General features: G+C 37.6%; 14 protein-coding genes, 1 other RNA gene and 1 other annotated feature. Of the genes, 12 read left to right on the top strand and 3 right to left on the bottom strand.

Translation table 11 applies throughout. From position 1 onward, the window contains the following. Positions 1-36 precede the first annotated feature (36 nt). Positions 37-2,286, top strand: coding sequence for a protein translocase subunit SecDF (secDF, locus tag LT143_RS05220; protein ID WP_246940743.1), 2,250 nt, complete (start codon positions 37-39; stop codon positions 2,284-2,286). Between the two features lie 54 nt (positions 2,287-2,340). Here secDF and LT143_RS05215 read toward each other — a convergent pair whose 3' ends face one another. Further along, entirely contained in the window at positions 2,341-3,204 is an 864-nt protein-coding gene (locus LT143_RS05215; RefSeq protein WP_246940740.1) for a cation diffusion facilitator family transporter, read from the bottom strand. A 216-nt stretch (positions 3,205-3,420) separates the two neighbouring features. On the opposite strand from LT143_RS05215, the gene LT143_RS05210 reads away from it, so the two are divergent. From LT143_RS05210 to dtd, 6 genes are all read left to right on the top strand, one after another. After that, positions 3,421-4,320, top strand: coding sequence for a cation diffusion facilitator family transporter (locus LT143_RS05210; protein ID WP_246940736.1), 900 nt, complete (start codon positions 3,421-3,423; stop codon positions 4,318-4,320). Positions 4,321-4,341: 21 nt separating this feature from the next. Further along, positions 4,342-4,716 carry a LapA family protein gene (locus tag LT143_RS05205; protein WP_246940734.1) on the top strand — a complete coding sequence of 125 codons (375 nt, stop codon included), beginning with the start codon at positions 4,342-4,344 and terminating at the stop codon, positions 4,714-4,716. Between the two features lie 60 nt (positions 4,717-4,776). Continuing rightward, a complete protein-coding gene (gene recJ, locus LT143_RS05200; protein ID WP_246940731.1) occupies positions 4,777-7,119 on the top strand; it encodes a single-stranded-DNA-specific exonuclease RecJ in 2,343 nt (780 codons plus the stop codon). A 16-nt stretch (positions 7,120-7,135) separates the two neighbouring features. Then, positions 7,136-7,648, top strand: a complete 513-nt coding sequence (locus LT143_RS05195) for an adenine phosphoribosyltransferase (RefSeq protein WP_246940728.1) — start codon at positions 7,136-7,138, stop codon at positions 7,646-7,648. A 212-nt stretch (positions 7,649-7,860) separates the two neighbouring features. Next, positions 7,861-10,059, top strand: coding sequence for a RelA/SpoT family protein (locus LT143_RS05190; RefSeq protein WP_246940725.1), 2,199 nt, complete (start codon positions 7,861-7,863; stop codon positions 10,057-10,059). A 9-nt stretch (positions 10,060-10,068) separates the two neighbouring features. Next, entirely contained in the window at positions 10,069-10,509 is a 441-nt protein-coding gene (gene dtd / locus LT143_RS05185) for a D-aminoacyl-tRNA deacylase (RefSeq protein WP_246940722.1), read from the top strand. A 290-nt stretch (positions 10,510-10,799) separates the two neighbouring features. Here the strand turns inward: dtd and LT143_RS05180 are convergent, their stop codons facing one another. Next, on the bottom strand, positions 10,800-12,575 hold the full coding sequence (locus tag LT143_RS05180; protein ID WP_246940719.1) for an N-acetylmuramoyl-L-alanine amidase family protein: 1,776 nt from the start codon (positions 12,573-12,575) through the stop codon (positions 10,800-10,802). Between the two features lie 349 nt (positions 12,576-12,924). Here LT143_RS05180 and LT143_RS05175 point away from each other — a divergent pair, with 349 nt between their 5' ends. The 5 genes from LT143_RS05175 to LT143_RS05155 all read left to right on the top strand — a co-directional run bounded on the left by LT143_RS05175 (position 12,925) and on the right by LT143_RS05155 (position 17,888). Then, positions 12,925-13,098, top strand: a complete 174-nt coding sequence (locus tag LT143_RS05175; protein WP_246940716.1) for an RNA polymerase subunit sigma-70 — start codon at positions 12,925-12,927, stop codon at positions 13,096-13,098. A gap of 116 nt (positions 13,099-13,214) precedes the next feature. After that, positions 13,215-13,463, top strand: a binding site (T-box leader). Between the two features lie 131 nt (positions 13,464-13,594). Continuing rightward, a complete protein-coding gene (gene hisS, locus LT143_RS05170) occupies positions 13,595-14,869 on the top strand; it encodes a histidine--tRNA ligase (protein ID WP_246940713.1) in 1,275 nt (424 codons plus the stop codon). 17 nt (positions 14,870-14,886) lie between these two features. Then, a complete protein-coding gene (gene aspS / locus LT143_RS05165) occupies positions 14,887-16,653 on the top strand; it encodes an aspartate--tRNA ligase (RefSeq protein WP_246940711.1) in 1,767 nt (588 codons plus the stop codon). A gap of 99 nt (positions 16,654-16,752) precedes the next feature. Then, positions 16,753-16,935, top strand: a non-coding RNA gene (gene ssrS, locus LT143_RS05160) — 6S RNA. A 191-nt stretch (positions 16,936-17,126) separates the two neighbouring features. Beyond that, on the top strand, positions 17,127-17,888 hold the full coding sequence (locus tag LT143_RS05155; RefSeq protein ID WP_246940708.1) for a tRNA threonylcarbamoyladenosine dehydratase: 762 nt from the start codon (positions 17,127-17,129) through the stop codon (positions 17,886-17,888). A 204-nt stretch (positions 17,889-18,092) separates the two neighbouring features. On the opposite strand, the gene LT143_RS20355 is transcribed toward LT143_RS05155, so the two are convergent. Then, positions 18,093-18,902, bottom strand: a complete 810-nt coding sequence (locus LT143_RS20355; protein ID WP_272495691.1) for an RsfA family transcriptional regulator — start codon at positions 18,900-18,902, stop codon at positions 18,093-18,095. Positions 18,903-19,180 lie beyond the last annotated feature (278 nt).

Genomic DNA, 19,180 nt, shown 5'->3' with positions numbered 1-19,180 from the left:
TATGCCTAGCATTTTTTAAGGAGGATTCTTTCTAGCATGGTCAAAAAAGGTCGTATTGTTATATTTTTTCTATTAGTCCTTTTATTAGGCGGACTAATCGGTACCACCACAAATGGTGTGACCGACAATATTAAACTTGGTCTAGATCTTCAAGGCGGTTTTGAAATCCTTTATGAGGTACTGCCTGCTGAGGATGGAGATGAGATTACTCCAGAAGTGTTAATAAGCACAGTTAAAGCACTAGAAAAGCGTGTCAACGTGCTTGGTGTAAGTGAACCCCGAATTGATATTGAAGGTGATAATAGAATTAGGGTTCAACTAGCTGGAGTTGATGATCAAAATAAAGCAAGAGAAATTTTATCAACAGAAGCGAAACTGACATTTAGAGATGTTAATGACGTGGAATTGTTAGATGGTTCTGATCTAGTGGAAGGTGGAGCATCGCAAACCTTTGATCCTAATAATCAACCAATTGTAGCCTTAACTTTAAAGAGTGCAACTGACTTTGCGGAGGCTACGAAGCATGTTCTTGATCTCTACCCACAAAATATCATGCCAATCTGGTTGGATTTTGAAGAGGGTGACTCGTTTACAGCAGAATCAGCAAAGCCGAATCCTAAGTATTTATCGGCACCTACAGTTGGACAGGTGTTTAACGATACGACAGTTACGATTACGGGTTCTTTCACCTTAGAAGAAGCAAAAGAACTTGCAGATCTTCTAAATGCTGGATCGCTTCCGGTGGAGTTAGAAGAAATTTATTCAACTTCAGTAGGGGCACAATTTGGTGAAAAAGCATTACAGAATACGGTATTTGCTGGGATTATAGGAATCTTATTTGTTTTCTTATATATGCTATATTTTTACCGTTTCCCGGGAATCATTGCGGTTGTTACACTGAGTGTGTATATCTATCTAGTATTATTAGTATTTGATTGGATGAACGCGGTTCTTACGCTACCAGGAATTGCAGCTCTAATCCTTGGTGTGGGGATGGCAGTTGATGCGAATATTATCACCTACGAAAGAATTAAGGAAGAGTTAAAGACAGGTAAATCGGTCATGTCAGCTTATAAAGCTGGTAATCGTCGTTCTTTGGCTACTATCTTAGATGCAAATATTACTACATTATTAGCAGCTGGCGTTTTATTTGTTTATGGGACAAGCTCTGTTAAAGGGTTTGCCACTATGTTAATTGTTAGTATTCTATTGAGCTTTATTACCGCAATCTATGGTACTCGTTTATTCTTAGGTCTTTGGGTAAACAGTCGATTCCTGAATAAAAAAGTTGGGTATTTCGGTGTGAAGGAATCTGACATTCAAAACATAGAAACTGGCGACACTGATTACTATATTACTACGAAGTATGATCGCTTTGATTTTGTTAAACATCGTAAAAAGTATTTCATGTTCTCTGGAGCAATGATTGTGATTGGAACAATTCTACTTTTAACGATGAAACTTAACCTAGGTATAGATTTTGCAAGTGGAACACGAGTTGAGATTTTATCAAATAGTTCATTAACGACGGAAGAGATTCAGTCAGAAATCGACGAATTAAATCTTGGCATTGAACCTCGTGATATTACATTATCAGGTAACAACAATGAAATTGGTGTGACACGCTTTATCGGAGTATTAGAGGAAGGTCAGATTGCTGATTTAAAAGATCATTTCAAAGAAAAGTATGGTTCAGAGCCGAATGTTAGTACGGTTTCACCAACGGTTGGTAAGGAACTTGCTAAAAATGCATTCATCTCAGTTATGATTGCTTCCATTGGTATCATTATCTACGTCACGATTCGCTTTGAGATTTATATGGCAATTGCAGCCATTGTTGCTTTACTACATGATGCTTTCTTTATCATTGCTTTCTTTAGTTTACTTCGTCTAGAAGTAGATCTAACATTTATTGCCGCTGTCCTAACCATTGTTGGTTATTCGATCAATGATACAATTGTAACCTTTGACCGGATACGAGAAATCTTAAAGATACGTGGGAAAAAGGTTAAGAACTTTGATGATCTAGCTTCTGTTGTAAATGATAGTTTACGTCAGACTTTAGGCAGATCTGTAAGTACGGTTTTCACAGTTGTGATTGTAACGGTAGCGTTACTATTGCTAGGTAGTGAATCAATTACAAACTTCTCATTAGCCTTATTAGTGGGGCTCGTTGCAGGTACGTATTCTTCACTATTTATCGCATCTCAGCTATGGTTAATATGGAAGAGTAAAACCATTGGTAAAAAGAAAGTAAAACCAGTAGAAGAGGATTTAGAGCCTTAAAATAAGAAAAGAGCTTGGATTTTCCAAGCTCTTTTCTCTGTTTTATTCACCTAATCACTTTGGCTCTATGTGGATATGAGCATATTGGATGTTATGTTTATTAAAAAGGTTACGTTCAATGTCTTCGGTGATTTGGTGGCTCTCTAGTACGTTTAAGTTATGATCTGTGACAATTGTAATATCAGCAAAGATTTGGTTACCGTGCATTCGTGCTTTTACACTCTTCACTTTTTCAATATTGGGATTGTCTTTGACTGTTTGCTTAATCTCTTCAAGTTCTTGGATTTCAAAGCCGTCTGTTAACTCGAGAGTTGCTTCTTTAAATACTCCAATACCAGTTCTAATGATGATGAGACCTACCAAAATGGCAATGACGGTATCGAACCAGTACAGTCCAAACTGTGAGGCGCTAATTCCGATAAATGCACCTAAGCTTACAAGTGAGTCAGAAAAATTGTCTTTTGATGCAGCCTTTAGAGACTGACTTTTAATCTTATGGGATAAGTTTTTATTATATAAATAGACAGAAAACATGATGAGAGAACTTCCTAAAGCAACCCAGCCAGTCAACATACTTGGCGCTACATCATTCGTGTTGTTTAGATTTTTTATTCCCTCTATAGTTACTTGTAAACCCACAGAAACCATAATAAAGGCTGCCACAAGTGAAGCTATTGTTTCAGCCCGATAGTGGCCATACTGGTGATTTTTATCAGGCGGTTTTCTGGCTATTTTTAACCCAATTAATACAGCAACCGAAGCGATGACATCTGTGGAGTTATTTAATCCATCTGCTAATAAAGCTTTAGAATTACCTAGATATCCAATAACTAACTTTGATATAGATAATACAATATACGTACAAATGCTTAGCCAAGCACCTTTTTCCCCTTGTTTCAGATTATCATAAGATTCCATGCGTTACCTCCTATCTCTTTTTCGCATTCTTACTCTACACGTATTATGACTTTATTTATTTTTAATTATCCTGCCTTTAGAAATTGAGTGAACATTGGTATACTACAGAAGCAAATATTTTCATCGATACATAAGTAAAAAGCACACCAGTCAATCATTTCATTAAATTAGGTTACAATAATAGTGTCATTACCTGTAAGAAAAGGATGTGAAGTAATGAAGGAACAGAAGGATCGCTTTAAAGAGGCAGAATTTGCTGCGATGGTAGGTGTCGTTGGAAATATCGTGCTAGCCTTGTTAAAAGGGATCGTCGGTGTCACGAGTAATAGTAGAGCGTTAGTTGCGGATGCTGTACATTCTGCTTCTGACATTGCAGGCTCATTTGCTGTATACATAGGCTTACGTGCTGCCAAGCAGCCGCCAGATGAAGATCATCCATACGGTCATGGAAAGGCGGAATCAATTGCAGCTATAATCGTAGCTGTATTATTATTTTTAGTTGGTATCGAGATAGGTAAATCCTCAATTGAAGCTTTTTTTCATGAAATAGAAGCACCCAAAATGCCAGCAATCTACGCAGTCGTGTTCTCCATTATTGTTAAAGAATGGATGTTTCGATATAAGTATAATTTGGGTAAAAGAATAAATAGTGATGCCATTATTGTAAATGCCTATGAGCATCGGTCAGATGTATTTTCTTCTATTGCCGCATTAATTGGTATTGCAGGAGCCATTATCGGTGACTACTTGGGCCTAGAGTGGCTTGTTTATGCTGATCCTGTGGCAGGTCTAGTAGTAGCATTGATGATATTGCGCATTGCATGGAAGTTAGGTTCAGAATCGATACATAATACATTAGATCATGTTTTACATGATGAGGATACAGAGGACTTAAGAGAAATAGTTTTGACGGTTGATGGTGTGAAAAAAATCGATGGGCTTCTTGCAAGGGAGCATGGTCATTATGTGATTGTAGACTTGAAGATATCTGTTGATCCTTATATAACAGTTGAAGAAGGACATCGTATTGGGAAAAACGTTAAGGAACAGCTCATACAACATGCACATGTTCAAGACGTATTTATACATGTAAACCCATATAATGAAGATGAATAACAGAAAGGGGAGGAGAACATGATGAAGGGACAATGGACGTTAATTATTGCTTTAATCTTTGCATTAATCGTTGCCATTTTCGCAGTGATTAATGTAGATCCTGTTAAAGTAGATTATTTATTTGGTACAGCTTCATGGCCATTAATTCTAGTTATACTAGGATCAGCTGTAATGGGGGCTTTTGCCGTAGGCGCGGTCGGCTTATTTAGAATTCTTTTATTACAAAAAAGAGTGAGACAGCTTCAAAAGGAAAAAGAGCAACTAACGAAAAAGGTTAATGAACATGTTCAGAACGAAGATTTGCGAAAACAAAACTATGAAAGAAATAATGAAAAGCAGAGTAATGAATTAAAAATCGAAGAGGAAACGAAAGAAATCAATCCATCGAATGAATAATTGTTTCCATTGTCACCCCTTGGCTCCTCCTGTATAATGAGTGGGTCAAGGGGTGATTTCATGCTTGCATCCAGAACAAGATGGATTCAAAAGGAAACAAACGAACAATTGGCTATGCAATTATCAACGGATTTATCGATCTCTCTCATGGTAGCCAAGTTATTAGTTAGTAGAGGTATCACCACTGCTAAAGAGGCCGGTCAATTCTTAAATATAGAACAATCTGCTTTTCATGATCCCTTTTTACTAACGGGGATGGATCGAACAGTAGAACGAATATATCAAGCTATCGAAAAGAATGAAAAGATATTAGTTTTTGGTGATTATGATGCGGACGGGGTAAGCAGTACCACGGTTATGATGCGTGCTTTACAAGCAAAAGGGGCTCAGGTTGATTTTTACATACCTAATCGCTTTCGCGAAGGTTATGGACCTAATAAAGAGGCTTTTCAATGGGCATTCAATGAAGGTTATTCGCTAATCATTACGGTTGATACAGGTATATCGGCTTTAAGTGAAGCTGCGTTTGCGAAAGAGCTAGGAATGGACCTTGTTATTACGGACCACCATGAACCCGGACCAATTCTACCAGATGCTTTTTCCATTATACATCCCAAGCTGCCAGGGAGTGAGTATCCTTGCAAGGAGCTTGCTGGAGTTGGAGTGGCTTTAAAGGTAGCACATGCTCTGTTAGGAGAGTGCCCGACCGAATATGTAGGAATTGCTTCAATTGGAACGATTGCGGACCTAGTTCCTCTTCATGACGAGAATCGATTAATTGCCATTAAAGGAATAAAGGCCTTAAGGGAAACGACAAACCCAGGTCTAAGAGCTTTATTATCTGTATGCAACGTGGATCAAAAAGAAATTACCGAAGAAACAATCGGTTTTTCAATTGGACCACGAATAAATGCTGCTGGTCGACTTGGAGATGCTGACCCTGCTGTCCACCTCTTCTTAACAGATGACGTGGAAGAAGCTGAACAGATTGCGTCCGAAATTGATCAATTAAATAAGGAACGAAAAAAAATCGTTAACGAAATGACACAAGAAGCCATTGAGCTTGTAGAGAGTGACTTTCCGTTAGAACAGAATCCGGTTTTAATCATCGGTAAAAAAGGTTGGAATGCAGGAGTAATCGGGATTGTTGCATCTAGATTGGTCGAGAAGTATTACCGTCCGACTATTGTTTTGAGCCTTGACGACGAAGGGGTTAAGGCTAAAGGATCTGCCAGAAGTATTGAAGGGTTTGACCTATTTGAAAATTTATCTACTTGCCGTGATATTCTTCCTCATTTTGGTGGACATACAATGGCAGCTGGTATGACCGTTGAAGTTCCCCATATTGAAGAATTAAGGGAGCGGTTAATCAAACTAGCGAATGAAACACTAACTGCAGAGGATTTTGTGCCTGTCTCTCATGTTGATGTGGAATGTAAGCTTGAGGATATATCCATTCCAACTATTGAAGAGCTTTCTAAATTGGCGCCATACGGGGTTGGAAATCCAAAGCCCAAAGTAACCATTCCAATGACTTCAATATCTCAGATCAAAAAAATTGGTCAAGATCAAAGCCATTTAAAGTTACTCTTAGAGCATGAGGGTATCAGTTTAGATGCTATTGCCTTTGGATTTGGTCATATATATGATGAAATCTCAAGCATTGCAAAAGTTTCAATATTAGGTGAGCTTTCCATAAATGAGTGGAACAATTTTAGAAAGCCGCAAGTGATGATTCAAGATATTTCCATTAAAGAATGGCAACTGTTTGATTGGAGAGGATTAAAGAACTTTACCAAACAATTGGAAGGAATCCCCTCTAATAGAAGAAAAATAATTGTCTTTCAGGAAACAACCATCGAAAATTTATATTTACATGATTTTCAGGAACACATACTAATGGTGAAGGATGAAGAAGATTTATCTAAGCTAAACAAAGAAGAGTATTTAATTGTAGCGGATCTTCCGTCATCACTATCCCTATTAGAAAAGTTGGTCCAAACAACAAATCCAGCAAGAATTTACACTGTTTTTCACCAGTCAGAATCTCACTTTTTTAATACAATTCCAACTAGAGATCATTTTAAATGGTTTTATGGATTCTTAGGGAAAAATAAGGAATTTAATTTCCAAACGCAAGGCGAACGATTGGCTAAACATCGAGGCTGGTCAAAAGATTCTATTCAATTTATGTTAAACGTGTTTTTTGAATTAGAATTTGTTACAATAAACAATGGCGTTATTTCATTAACTGATCAACCGAAGAAACGTGATTTAACAGATTCACATACGTATACGCAAAAACAAAACCAGATTGAGATTGAAAATATGATGATCTACTCATCCTATTCACAATTAAAAGGTTGGTTTGATCATGTTTATAGAGGATTGGTAACAGTATAGGAGGCAATTGAATTTAATGGATTACAAAAAATATGTCACAATCGTACCAAACTGGCCTAAAGAGGGTATTCAATTTAAAGACATTACGACGTTAATGGACAATGGAGAAGCTTACAAGAGTGCAACGGATGAAATTGTTACTTTTGCAAAGCAACAAAATGTTGACCTTGTTGTAGGACCAGAGGCAAGAGGATTTATTATCGGTTGTCCAGTTGCGTATGCTTTAGGTGTTGGGTTTGCTCCAGTACGTAAGGAAGGCAAGCTGCCAAGAGAAGTCATTAAGGTTCAATACGGACTTGAGTATGGCTCTGACGTGTTAACAATGCACAAAGATGCGATTAAACCAGGTCAACGTGTGTTAATCACAGATGATCTTCTTGCAACAGGTGGTACTATTGAAGCAACAATTAATCTTGTTGAACAGTTAGGTGGCGTAGTAGCAGGAATTGCATTCTTAATTGAACTAAGCTATCTTGATGGTAGAAAGAAATTAGATGGCTACGACGTATTAACATTAATGACTTATTAATATACGAGAGAAAAAGAGTGTGTAGTTGACACTCTTTTTCTTTTAGGCTTACAGAGTAACTAGTGGTCAACATACAAATTTCACCGAAATCCTTTACATCTATAAACATTTTCATGATAATAGTAACAATAATAATTTTAATCTAATAGAGTGAGATAAAGAGAAGGATGTTTAGACTTCTCTTTATTTTAACCTTATAATCAGGTGATTTTATGGCGAATGAACAGGTACTAACAGCTGAGCAAGTAATTGAGAAGGCTGCTAAATATTTAACAGAAGAAAAAGACATACAATTTATTCAACGTGCGTATGAGTTTGCCAAACTTGCTCACCAAGAGCAATATCGTAAGTCAGGTGAACCATATATTATCCACCCCATTCAAGTAGCTGGGATCTTAGTTGATTTGGAGATGGATCCTGTCACCATTTCGGCAGGGTTTCTTCATGATGTAGTAGAGGATACATCTGTTACCTTACAGGATCTTGAGGATGAATTTAACAAAGAAGTTGCGATGCTAGTCGATGGTGTGACGAAGCTTGGAAAAATTAAGTTTAAGTCACAGGAAGAGCAACAGGCTGAAAACCATAGAAAAATGTTTGTTGCAATGGCACAAGATATACGTGTTATCTTGATCAAATTAGCAGATCGTCTTCATAATATGAGAACTCTTAAGCATTTGCCACAGGAAAAACAAAGACGTATTTCAAATGAAACATTAGAAATTTTTGCTCCACTTGCTCATCGCCTTGGTATATCAAAGATTAAATGGGAGCTTGAGGATACGTCATTACGTTATTTAAATCCGCAACAATATTACCGAATTGTAAACCTGATGAAAAAGAAACGGGCAGAACGTGAGGAATATTTAGAAGCGGTCATGAATGAAGTACGTGAAAGACTGAAAGAAGTCTCGATTAGTGCTGATATAAATGGTAGACCTAAGCATATTTATAGTATTTATCGAAAGATGGCTATTCAAAATAAACAGTTTAATGAAATATATGATCTTTTAGCTGTCAGAATTGTTGTCAATAGTATTAAGGACTGCTATGCCATTCTTGGAATCATTCACACTGCTTGGAAACCGATGCCTGGTAGATTCAAGGACTACATTGCGATGCCAAAGGCCAATATGTATCAGTCACTCCATACGACCGTTATAGGACCTCAGGGAGATCCGTTAGAGGTTCAGATTAGAACGAGTGAAATGCATCATATTGCTGAGTACGGTATTGCTGCGCACTGGGCTTATAAAGAGGATAAGCAGGTTGGTGAAGGACAAAGCTTCGAGAATAAGATTAAATGGTTTAGAGAAATCCTTGAATGGCAAAATGATGCAAGTAATGCCGAAGAGTTTATGGAATCATTAAAGATTGACCTTTTTTCAGACATGGTGTTTGTTTTTACACCTAAGGGAGATGTGTTTGAGCTTCCATCCGGGTCAGTCCCAATTGACTTCTCCTACCGAATACATTCTGAAATTGGGAATAAAACCATTGGTGCTAAAGTAAATGGCAAAATGGTGACTCTTGATTATAAGTTGAATACAGGAGATATTGTTGAAATCCTAACTTCTAAGCATTCGTACGGCCCAAGCCAGGATTGGTTAAAACTCGCGCAAACCTCACAGGCGAAAAATAAGATTAGACAATTTTTCAAAAAACAGCGTCGTGAGGAAAATGTAACAAAAGGTAAAGAATTAATTGAAAAAGAAATAAAAGCGATGGACTTAGATCCAAAGGAAATACTAGTAAATGACAATCTTAGACGAGTAGCAGATAAATTTAATTTTGCAAATGAAGAGGATATGTATGCGGCTGTTGGGTATAACGGAATTACGGCTGCCCAAATCGCGACTAGACTGACAGAGAAGTTGCGGAAAAAGCGTGACATGGAGCAAGAAACTTCCATTGCAGAAGCTGTACAAGATCTGAAAAAATTCTCTGTCACGAAAAAGCGGGACAGTGGTGTTAGAGTTCAGGGGATTGATAATTTATTAGTCCGACTTTCTAAATGCTGCAATCCGGTTCCAGGTGATGACATTGTAGGATTTATTACAAAAGGCCGTGGTGTTTCTATTCACCGAGAAGATTGTCCTAATATCCATACCGATGAAGCAAAGGAACGTCTATTGCACGTGGAGTGGGAAGGAAATGCTAAAGAAGGTAAAGAGTATAATGTTGAAATTGAAATATCAGGCTATGATCGACGTGGTCTGTTAAATGAAGTACTTCAAGCTGTAAATGAAACAAAGACAAATATCACTGCAGTATCTGGACGTTCTGACCGTAATAAAATGGCAACCATTTCAATGGCAATCTCCATTCATAACGTGAACCACTTACAAAAAGTAGTGGACAGAATTAAGCAAATTCCAGATATATATGCGGTAAGAAGAATGATGCATTAAGGTGGATGTATGAGGGTAATTGTACAAAGAGCAAGAGATGCAAGCGTAACAGTAGATAAGAAAATCGTAGGACAAATCCAAAATGGGTTCATGCTGTTAGTAGGAATCACACATGCTGATACCGCAGAGGATGCCGCATATGTCGCGGATAAAATTGCGAATCTTCGAGTGTTCGAGGATGAAAGTGGAAAGATGAATCACTCCCTGTTAGATGTTCAGGGTCAGGTTTTATCGGTCTCTCAATTTACTTTATACGGTGATTGTCGAAAAGGGAGAAGACCTAACTTCATGGAAGCGGCAAAACCTGAGCATGCCAACACTATTTATGAATTATTCAACAATGAGCTACGAGAAAAAGGCGTGCATGTAGAAACGGGGTCCTTTGGTGCCATGATGGATGTCCAACTTGTTAATGTCGGACCTGTCACTTTGATTGTAGAAAGCAAATAAAGAAGCCTTCATTGAAGGCTTCTTTATTTTGGTTTAATCTCCACACTTTTTTCTAATCATTTTTTGTTTTAATAATTTTTATCTGAAGGAATTAAGCCACTTTTTTACAATTAATCATATAGACAAATTGTGGAATGAAGCGGAAGACACTTGACTCCTGCGGGAAGAAGAGGAAAAGTCGAGACCCCGGAAGCGAAGATGAGGAGGCTCGACTTTCTCCCCGTGGAAAGCATGTGTCTGAAACGAATGGAACAAAACTTGGTTCAAACAAAGTAATGTACTTGAATGCCCTATTTCTTAAATTCATACGCTAATCCATTAAAGATAGCCGTAGTAATTTGCTCCTGGTAATGAGAGGTTCCGACCAGAGCCTCCTCCGTTATATTACTCAAGAATCCAAGTTCTAATAATACAGAAGGACGATTATTCGTTCTGAGAATATGGTAATTACCATATTGGACTCCTCGATCTCTTAAAGTCGTATATTTGACTAATTCGGTTTGAATCGATTGTCCTAATGAATAGTCTTTAGATTTATTATAATAATAGGTCGTTACTCCGTTAGCAGAAGGATAAACAGAGCTGTCAAAATGTAAGCTTACAAAAGCATCTGCTTGATAGTAGTGTGAAAGGCTAACTCGATTGTTTAAGCTGACATACACATCTTGATTTCTAGTCAATACTGGATTTGCTCCGGCAGCACGAAGCTTCTCATCAAGAAGTTTCGCAGCTCGCAGTGTTAGAGCTTTTTCAAATGTACCTCTAACTCCTTTAGCGCCACTATCTCTTCCTCCATGCCCTGGATCAATGACGACTGTTTTACCCGTCAAATATTGATTCATTCCAGGTCGTTCCACTTTCGCTACCTCTCCAGTAGTCGATACGATCCAACCGGCAACATAACCGGTACTTCCGTCAGAAAGAGTAATCTTATACCAATCATTCACTTTTTCTACAATAGTAAAGCTGTCTCCTTGCATAGCACGATGAATGATAGAATCCTTCGTTGAAGGGCCACTTCGAATATTGGTTGTGTCATATATTATTGATACAGTTGAAGTTTTGTTATCACTAGAATCTGAATGTGAAGGCGGAGTGCTTGTCTTTTTTTCTACATACCATCCAGCCACCCAGCCTGTCTTACCATCAGGAAGCTTTACTTGACACCAGTTATTTTGTTCACTGACAACTTCAAGTTGATCTCCTTTTTTTACTTGAGCGATCACTTTTCCCTTTAAGGAAAAATCATCTCGGACATTTAAGGAAGTAGCTGTTACAACAGCTATTTGACCAGTGGAAGTGGTGTCATCGTTCTCATCGTTCTCATCATTATTACTTGGTGCGTCTTCTGAAGTTAACTTTACATAATCTTTATGAACCCAGCCGGTTTTATTTCCTATGTTTATTTCATACCAATCATATTTCTCAGCATAAATGTTAACTAGCTCGTCCTGCTTAAGTGAACCAATCGCTACCGCATTTAATGAAGGAGATAATCGAACATTTAAGGAAGTAGCAGTAATTTTCCCTTTTTTTATAATAACCTTCTCATCTTTAGAAGGTGTCGTAGTTTCAGATGGTAAGCCCTTCACATAATCACGATGAACCCATCCTTCAAACTGTTGATAAGAAATTTTTACCCAGCTCTCGCTTCTTTCTTTAAATTGAAGTAGATCCCCTTTATTGACAGAACCTACTACTTGGAAGCTAGTACCAGGACCTTTTCTAATTCTAAGTCCATCTGCAGTAGATTCCAATTTTTCTTCTTTTACACTCTCTGTTTGTTTACTCTCCTTTTTCTTTTCAGTTACTAACCAGCTAGCAACCCAACCGCTTAGACTATTAGAGATTTTAACTTTAATCCAGTCTCCCTCTTTTGCTAGTACTTCAAGTTCTTGATTTTGAGTAAGACCAGCTACTACAGAATATGATAATCCTGGACCAGACCGAACATTTAATGAATCAACATTAATGACTACCTTATTATTTTCAGCAAAAATGGTGGTTTGAGGTATAGATAGACAGAATAGAGATAAAACTAACATTAATATAAAACCCTTTTTCATGATGAAAGATCCTCCTTATTGTAAAGGTTAATACTTACCGTTAATCTACAATACTAATCCTTAAGAGTAACGCTCTTACTAGAGGAGTAGTTTTTTTAGTATTTTATTGTAATTAAATGTCACTACTATTGAAAAAGATTCTTTTGATATGTATCTTAAAATGGCTTTAATTCATTCTTATACCTTACCAAATTAGTAGAATCCTGTACATGTAAATGTCAGTTCAATTTGTAGGTAAGCCATAGATATACTTCTAGGAAAATAATTAAAATCCTTGTCGTTTTATGAAAAAAAATGATGTTTTTGGGCAATATAGAAAGAGATTTATTTACAAGAAAGGAAGAGCGTAATGAGATTCAGTGAAAAAGGCGGACAAGCTAAAGGAACACAACATATATTTGGGGTTAATTTTCATGATTTCATTGAGAAGGAAAATAATACACCAAGTATGGAATTAGCATCAGAATTTGGGCTAACATTACGAGAAGTAAAGCAGCTAAAAAAACACCTAGGAAGATCATAAAATTTTCTTGACATTCAATTTAAACATTCGTATGATAAATAACAATTATTAATATAGTTGTTTTTTATTACTTGTTGCTTTCTTGTAACTAAGTATGTAAATAAGAACCATATAGGATAGAACCGTTAATGGAGAAAAGTAATTAAGATCCACTTGCACAGAGAGGGAATGTCTAGGCTGTGAACATTCTTACAAGCTGACTTAATGAAAGACACTCAGGAGGTTCCACTTCGAAAGGTACGAAACTAAGTAGAAGTCGGACGTGACAGGCGTTAACTGTCAAAAGTGGAAGTTTGTTGACTATATCAAGTAGTCACAGCTTCAATTAGGGTGGCACCACGGGAATAATAGCTCTCGTCCCTACTTCTTGATGAAGTAGAGACGGGGGCTTTTTTGTTTTTACAGCTGTTGTTGATAAGTAACATAGTGCAAACAAGCTCTCAATTGAAAAATTATAGGAGACAACAGGAGCGACTGTGCTTAAGGAGGAACTAATATGTCAATTCAAATTCCAAGGGGAACGCAGGATATTTTGCCTGGAGAGGTCGAACGCTGGCAATATATTGAAGAAAAAGCTAGAGAGCTTTGTAAGAGATTTAATTATAAGGAAATTCGTACACCTATTTTTGAACATACAGAATTGTTTTTAAGAAGTGTTGGGGATACGACGGATATCGTTCAAAAAGAGATGTATACCTTTACGGATCGAGGAGATAGAAGTATTACTCTTCGCCCTGAAGGAACGGCGTCGACTGTTCGTGCCTATGTGGAGCATAAGATGTATGGTCTTCCAGATCAACCAACTAAACTTTATTATATTGGCCCAATGTTTCGCTATGAAAGACCTCAGTCAGGTCGTTACCGTCAATTTGTTCAATTCGGAATTGAAGCGTTAGGTAGTGCAGATCCTGCGATTGATGCAGAAGTTATTTCCTTAGCGATGGAAATGTATAAAGGATTAGGATTACAGAAATTAAAGCTAATCATTAATAGTTTAGGTGATCAGGAGAGCAGAATTTCCCACAGAACAGCACTGACTGATCATTTTGCTCCACATATTGAAGAGTTTTGCTCAGATTGCCAAAAGCGTCTAGAGACCAATCCGCTTCGTATATTGGACTGCAAGAAAGATCGTGAACATCCACTAATGGAAACAGCACCATCAATTTTAGATTATCTTAATGAGGAATCTGCTCACTATTTCCAAAAAGTGCAGCGTTACTTACAGAGTATGGGGATTGAGTTTGAGGTCGATTCTCGTTTAGTTCGTGGTTTAGATTACTATAATCACACTGCTTTTGAAATTATGAGTGATGCTGAAGGCTTTGGAGCTATTACTACCTTAATGGGTGGCGGACGTTACAACGGTTTGGCACAGGAAATCGGAGGTCCGGAGACACCTGGTATTGGCTTTGCGTTAAGTATAGAGCGATTACTATTAGCGTTAGCGGCAGAGGGCATTGAACTTCCACTTGGAAAAGGAATTGATTGCTATGTTGTAGCGCTTGGAGAAGAAGCGAAGGACGCGTCTGTCACACTAGTAAATGAACTTAGAAAATCAAATATAACCGTTGAAAAAGACTACTTAGATAAAAAAGTTAAGGCACAGTTTAAAGCAGCGGACCGCCTTGAAGCAAAATTTGTTGTCATTCTTGGCGATGATGAATTAGAAAGAAAAGTAGCCTCTATTAAAAATTTACAAACAGGTACACAAGAAGAGGTCGCACTAGACAGCATTGCAAGTTACCTAATGGAAAACAGAGACAGGTAAAAGGAGGAGAATATACAATGGAAAGATCTCACTATTGTGGAGAAGTAACAGAAGAATTTGTTGGTCAAACAGTTCAATTAAAGGGCTGGATTCAAAAAAGACGTGATTTAGGTGGACTTATCTTTATTGACTTAAGAGACCGTTCTGGCTTGGTTCAAATTGTGTTTAATCCAGAGTTGTCAGAGGATGCTCTTAAAAAGGCAGAGGGAGTTCGAAATGAATATGTCATTGCTGTAACCGGTAAAGTCGTTGAAAGATCTCAACAAACGATTAATCCTAACTTAGTTACAGGAAAGATAGAAGTAAGTGCCGAGACGATCGAAGTATTAAATGCAGCTAAAACGCCTCCTTTTACAATCTCTGATCAAACAGATGCAGCAGAAGAAGTTCGTTTACGATATCGCTACTTAGATTTAAGAAGACCGGTTATGCTTGAAACGTTCAAACTACGACATCGTGTTACAAAAGCAATGAGAAATTATTTAGATACTGAGAACTTCATAGAGGTAGAAACGCCAATCTTAACGAAGAGTACGCCAGAGGGAGCAAGAGATTATTTAGTTCCAAGTCGTGTGCATCCAGGAGAGTTTTATGCTTTACCACAATCCCCACAAATCTTTAAGCAACTATTAATGGTTGGTGGTTTTGAACGTTATTATCAAATTGCACGTTGCTTCCGTGATGAGGACCTTCGTGCTGACAGACAGCCTGAGTTTACTCAGATTGACATTGAGACTTCCTTTATGACACAGGAAGACATTATCTCCATGACTGAAAATATGATGAAACAGGTACTAAAAGAAGCAAAAGATATGGATATAACAACTCCATTCCCAAGAATGCCTTATCAAGAGGCGATGAGCCGTTATGGATCTGACAAACCTGATACTAGATTCGGAATGGAATTAATTGATGTTTCAGAGCTTGTAAAGAATTCTGGATTTAAGGTGTTCAGTGGAGCTGTTGAAAATGGTGGCCAGGTCAAGGCAATCAATGTAAAAGCAGGTGCACCAGATTACTCTAGAAAAGATATAGATGCACTTACTGAATATGTAAATCGTTATGGTGCGAAGGGTCTTGCTTGGCTAAAAGCTGAAGCTGACGGTTTAAAAGGACCTATTTCAAAGTTCTTTAATGAAGAAGAACAACAAACTATTTCTAAAGTACTTTCAGTTGAAGAAAATGATTTGTTACTATTTGTAGCTGATCAAAAGTCTGTAGTAGCAGATTCTCTTGGTGCTCTTCGCTTAAAGCTTGGAAAAGAACGTAAACTCATTAACGCAAGTCAATTTAATTTCCTTTGGGTAACAGACTGGCCACTACTAGAATTTGATGCAGAGGCAGATCGATATTTTGCTGCACATCATCCATTTACAATGCCAGTACGTGAGGACCTTGAAAAATTAACTTCCAATCCAGGAGAAGTTCGTGCTCAAGCATATGACCTTGTCCTAAACGGTTATGAACTTGGTGGGGGCTCATTAAGAATTTACGAGAGAGACATTCAAGAGAAAATGTTTGATACGCTTGGCTTTACTTCAGAGGAAGCAAACGCGCAATTCGGATTCCTATTAGAAGCGTTTGAATATGGTACTCCTCCACATGGCGGAATTGCTTTAGGTTTAGACCGTTTAGTTATGCTTTTAGCGGGGCGTACAAATCTTCGGGATACCATTGCCTTCCCTAAAACAGCGAGTGCAAGTGACTTGTTAATGGAAGCGCCGGGAATGGTTTCAGAAGCTCAGCTTGGCGATTTACATCTGAAGTTAAATGTAAAGGAATAGTTAGTTATTAGGGGGACAATTGTCCTCCTTTATTATTTAGAAAAAGGCTATTCCACAAGCTTGATAACGCTTTCAAAAGATGGTATGATAATGCTACATAAAGTCCTGATGTGTTTGTCGTATAACCTATTGTTTTGACCGAACAATAAGTTATACGGGAGCCCGGGTTTTCAGACAGCGTACACGCCTCATTCAGGAGGACTTACAATCGTTTGAAACAGGGCACCCACCTGCCTAGAGCGGGTTCAAAACGAAGGCCTCGACGGCACAATTGGGACTTTCCTACAACTCATATCATAGTAACCCTATGCTTCTGTAGCATAGGGTTTTTAAATTTCTCCTAGAAAAAAAGTGTTTCCCGATGAAGAAATCTGTTAATCCTATTGAAATACTCTACATTAAAGTGTAGTATGATATCGTTAAAAACGGGAAAAACAAGCATAATAGTAAATCATACAGAAAGTGGTGCAGGTATGTTACATCAGTTTTCCAGAAATGAACTAGCATTAGGAAAAGAAGGACTAGAGCTCTTAAAGAATAGTACAGTTGCTGTTCTTGGAGTAGGGGGAGTCGGAAGTTTTGCTGCAGAAGCTCTTGCCAGATCCGGAGTCGGAAGAATTATCCTTGTAGATAAGGATGATGTAGATATCACAAATGTAAATCGTCAAATACATGCTTTATTATCAACAGTAGGTAAGCCGAAAGCTGATTTAATGAAAGCACGTATTGCAGATATTAACCCAGAATGTGAAGTCATTGCCCTTAAGATGTTCTATACAGAAGAAACATATGAACAGTTTTTCAGCTATGGATTAGACTGGGTAATTGATGCGTCTGACACGATTTCTTATAAGATCCATTTAATGAAAGAATGCCTTAAGCGAAATATTAAGATTATCTCTAGTATGGGAGCGGCTAATAAAACAGATCCTACTCGCTTTAAAGTAGCAGATATCTCCAAAACTCATACAGATCCAATGGCAAAAGTAATTAGAACGAAGCTTAGAAAAGAAAGAATTGTGAAAGGTATTAAAGTTGTATTTTCGGATGAGAGTCCAATCGTCATTCGTGAGGACATCCGAAAAGAAATTGCCCCTGAAGGAGCGAAAATTCGTAAGGCAAAGATGCCACCTTCCTCAAATGCCTTTGTACCATCAGTAGCGGGCCTCATCATGGCTGGACATGTCATTACTGAGATTACGAAGGATATTAAGGTAAGTCGTGTACAAGATTAAAGTGAAAGCTGGCGATCAACATTGGTTGATCGCTTTTCACTTTGAAAGTTTTGTGCAATTATCTTAGGTTTCTGTGCAATTCTCAGGATTTTGTGTGCAATTATCCTAGATTACTGTGCGATTTTCTCTATTTACTGTGCAATTCTACTGCAATCATAAAAAAATCGCTAAGTATGGCTACCAACTCCCATACTCAGCGATTCATTATTTTGCTACTTGTTCTAAATTTCCATTCTTGTCCATTCTAAATACAGGAGATGTACGCTCCTCAGTATCATCAAACATTACCATTCTACGAGCTCGATCCATAATTTGGACGAGCGCTTGATAATCCTCTTGAATAGTTGCATGTTGTTCAGATAGTTTCTGAACTTTTCGCTCTAATTCTTCGTTTTTACGTTTTAAATCATTATTTTCCGAGCGTAATCTCTCATTTTCAAGCCTTGCTTGTGAACTTTGTGATCCTTCTAGCTTAAGCTTTGTTAAAAATCTTATCACATCATCAATTGATAGATTTAGATTATTAGAACCTACTGTTCCTCCATTTCTAGGTGCCATTACAGGTGTAATCTCTGCAGCTGCTTCGACTTGATACGCAGAAGCACTAGCTTGTCTAGAGACTTCGGTTGCTTCAACTTGATAGGCAGGTACAGTTGGTCTGGATTCTTCAACTGTTTTAACTTGATAAGCAGGTACAGTCTGCTTGGTTTCCTCCATTGGTACATTGTTTCTTGTAGGAAGACTTGAGTTTGAAGATTTTGAAGCAGGTGTAGCATTGGCTAATGCGCGTTTTCTTTCTTTTCTTTGTTTCTTTGCAATAGAAATTGCCTGATCATATTGTTTTCTTACTTCTGCATTCCATCTGAAACCACATGCGGCCGAAGTACGATTTAATTTATCTCCTACTTCTTCAAATGCTTGTAGCTGTGTACCTCCTTCACGAATATAGCGAAGTACCGTTTCTGCTAATAATAAATCATCTTCATGTGACCATGCATCTGATCTTACTTTCATGTGTATCAACTCCTATCGTTTCGTAGGGTACTATTTTTATCTAGCATTTACAGAAGAATAGGATTTTATACGTTTTAATAGTTTTCATTACATAAACAAGCCATATATGCGTGAAAAAGGATACAAACTGGTAGCTACATTTTCATAGATTGCTCTTAAATAAACTACCCTTTAAAGGGAGTCTAAGCTAAATTGATAGGCTGGGATAAACAATAGAAGTAGGATTTTTGGCAACACGTATTTTTTCCATATATAATAGAGTTAGGACAGGAGGCATT

Origin of the sequence: Bacillus pinisoli (assembly GCF_023036475.1) — a bacterium.
Classification (GTDB): Bacteria; Bacillota; Bacilli; order Bacillales; family SA4; genus Bacillus_BS; species Bacillus_BS pinisoli.
This window is presented reverse-complemented; position numbering and strand designations above follow the sequence as displayed.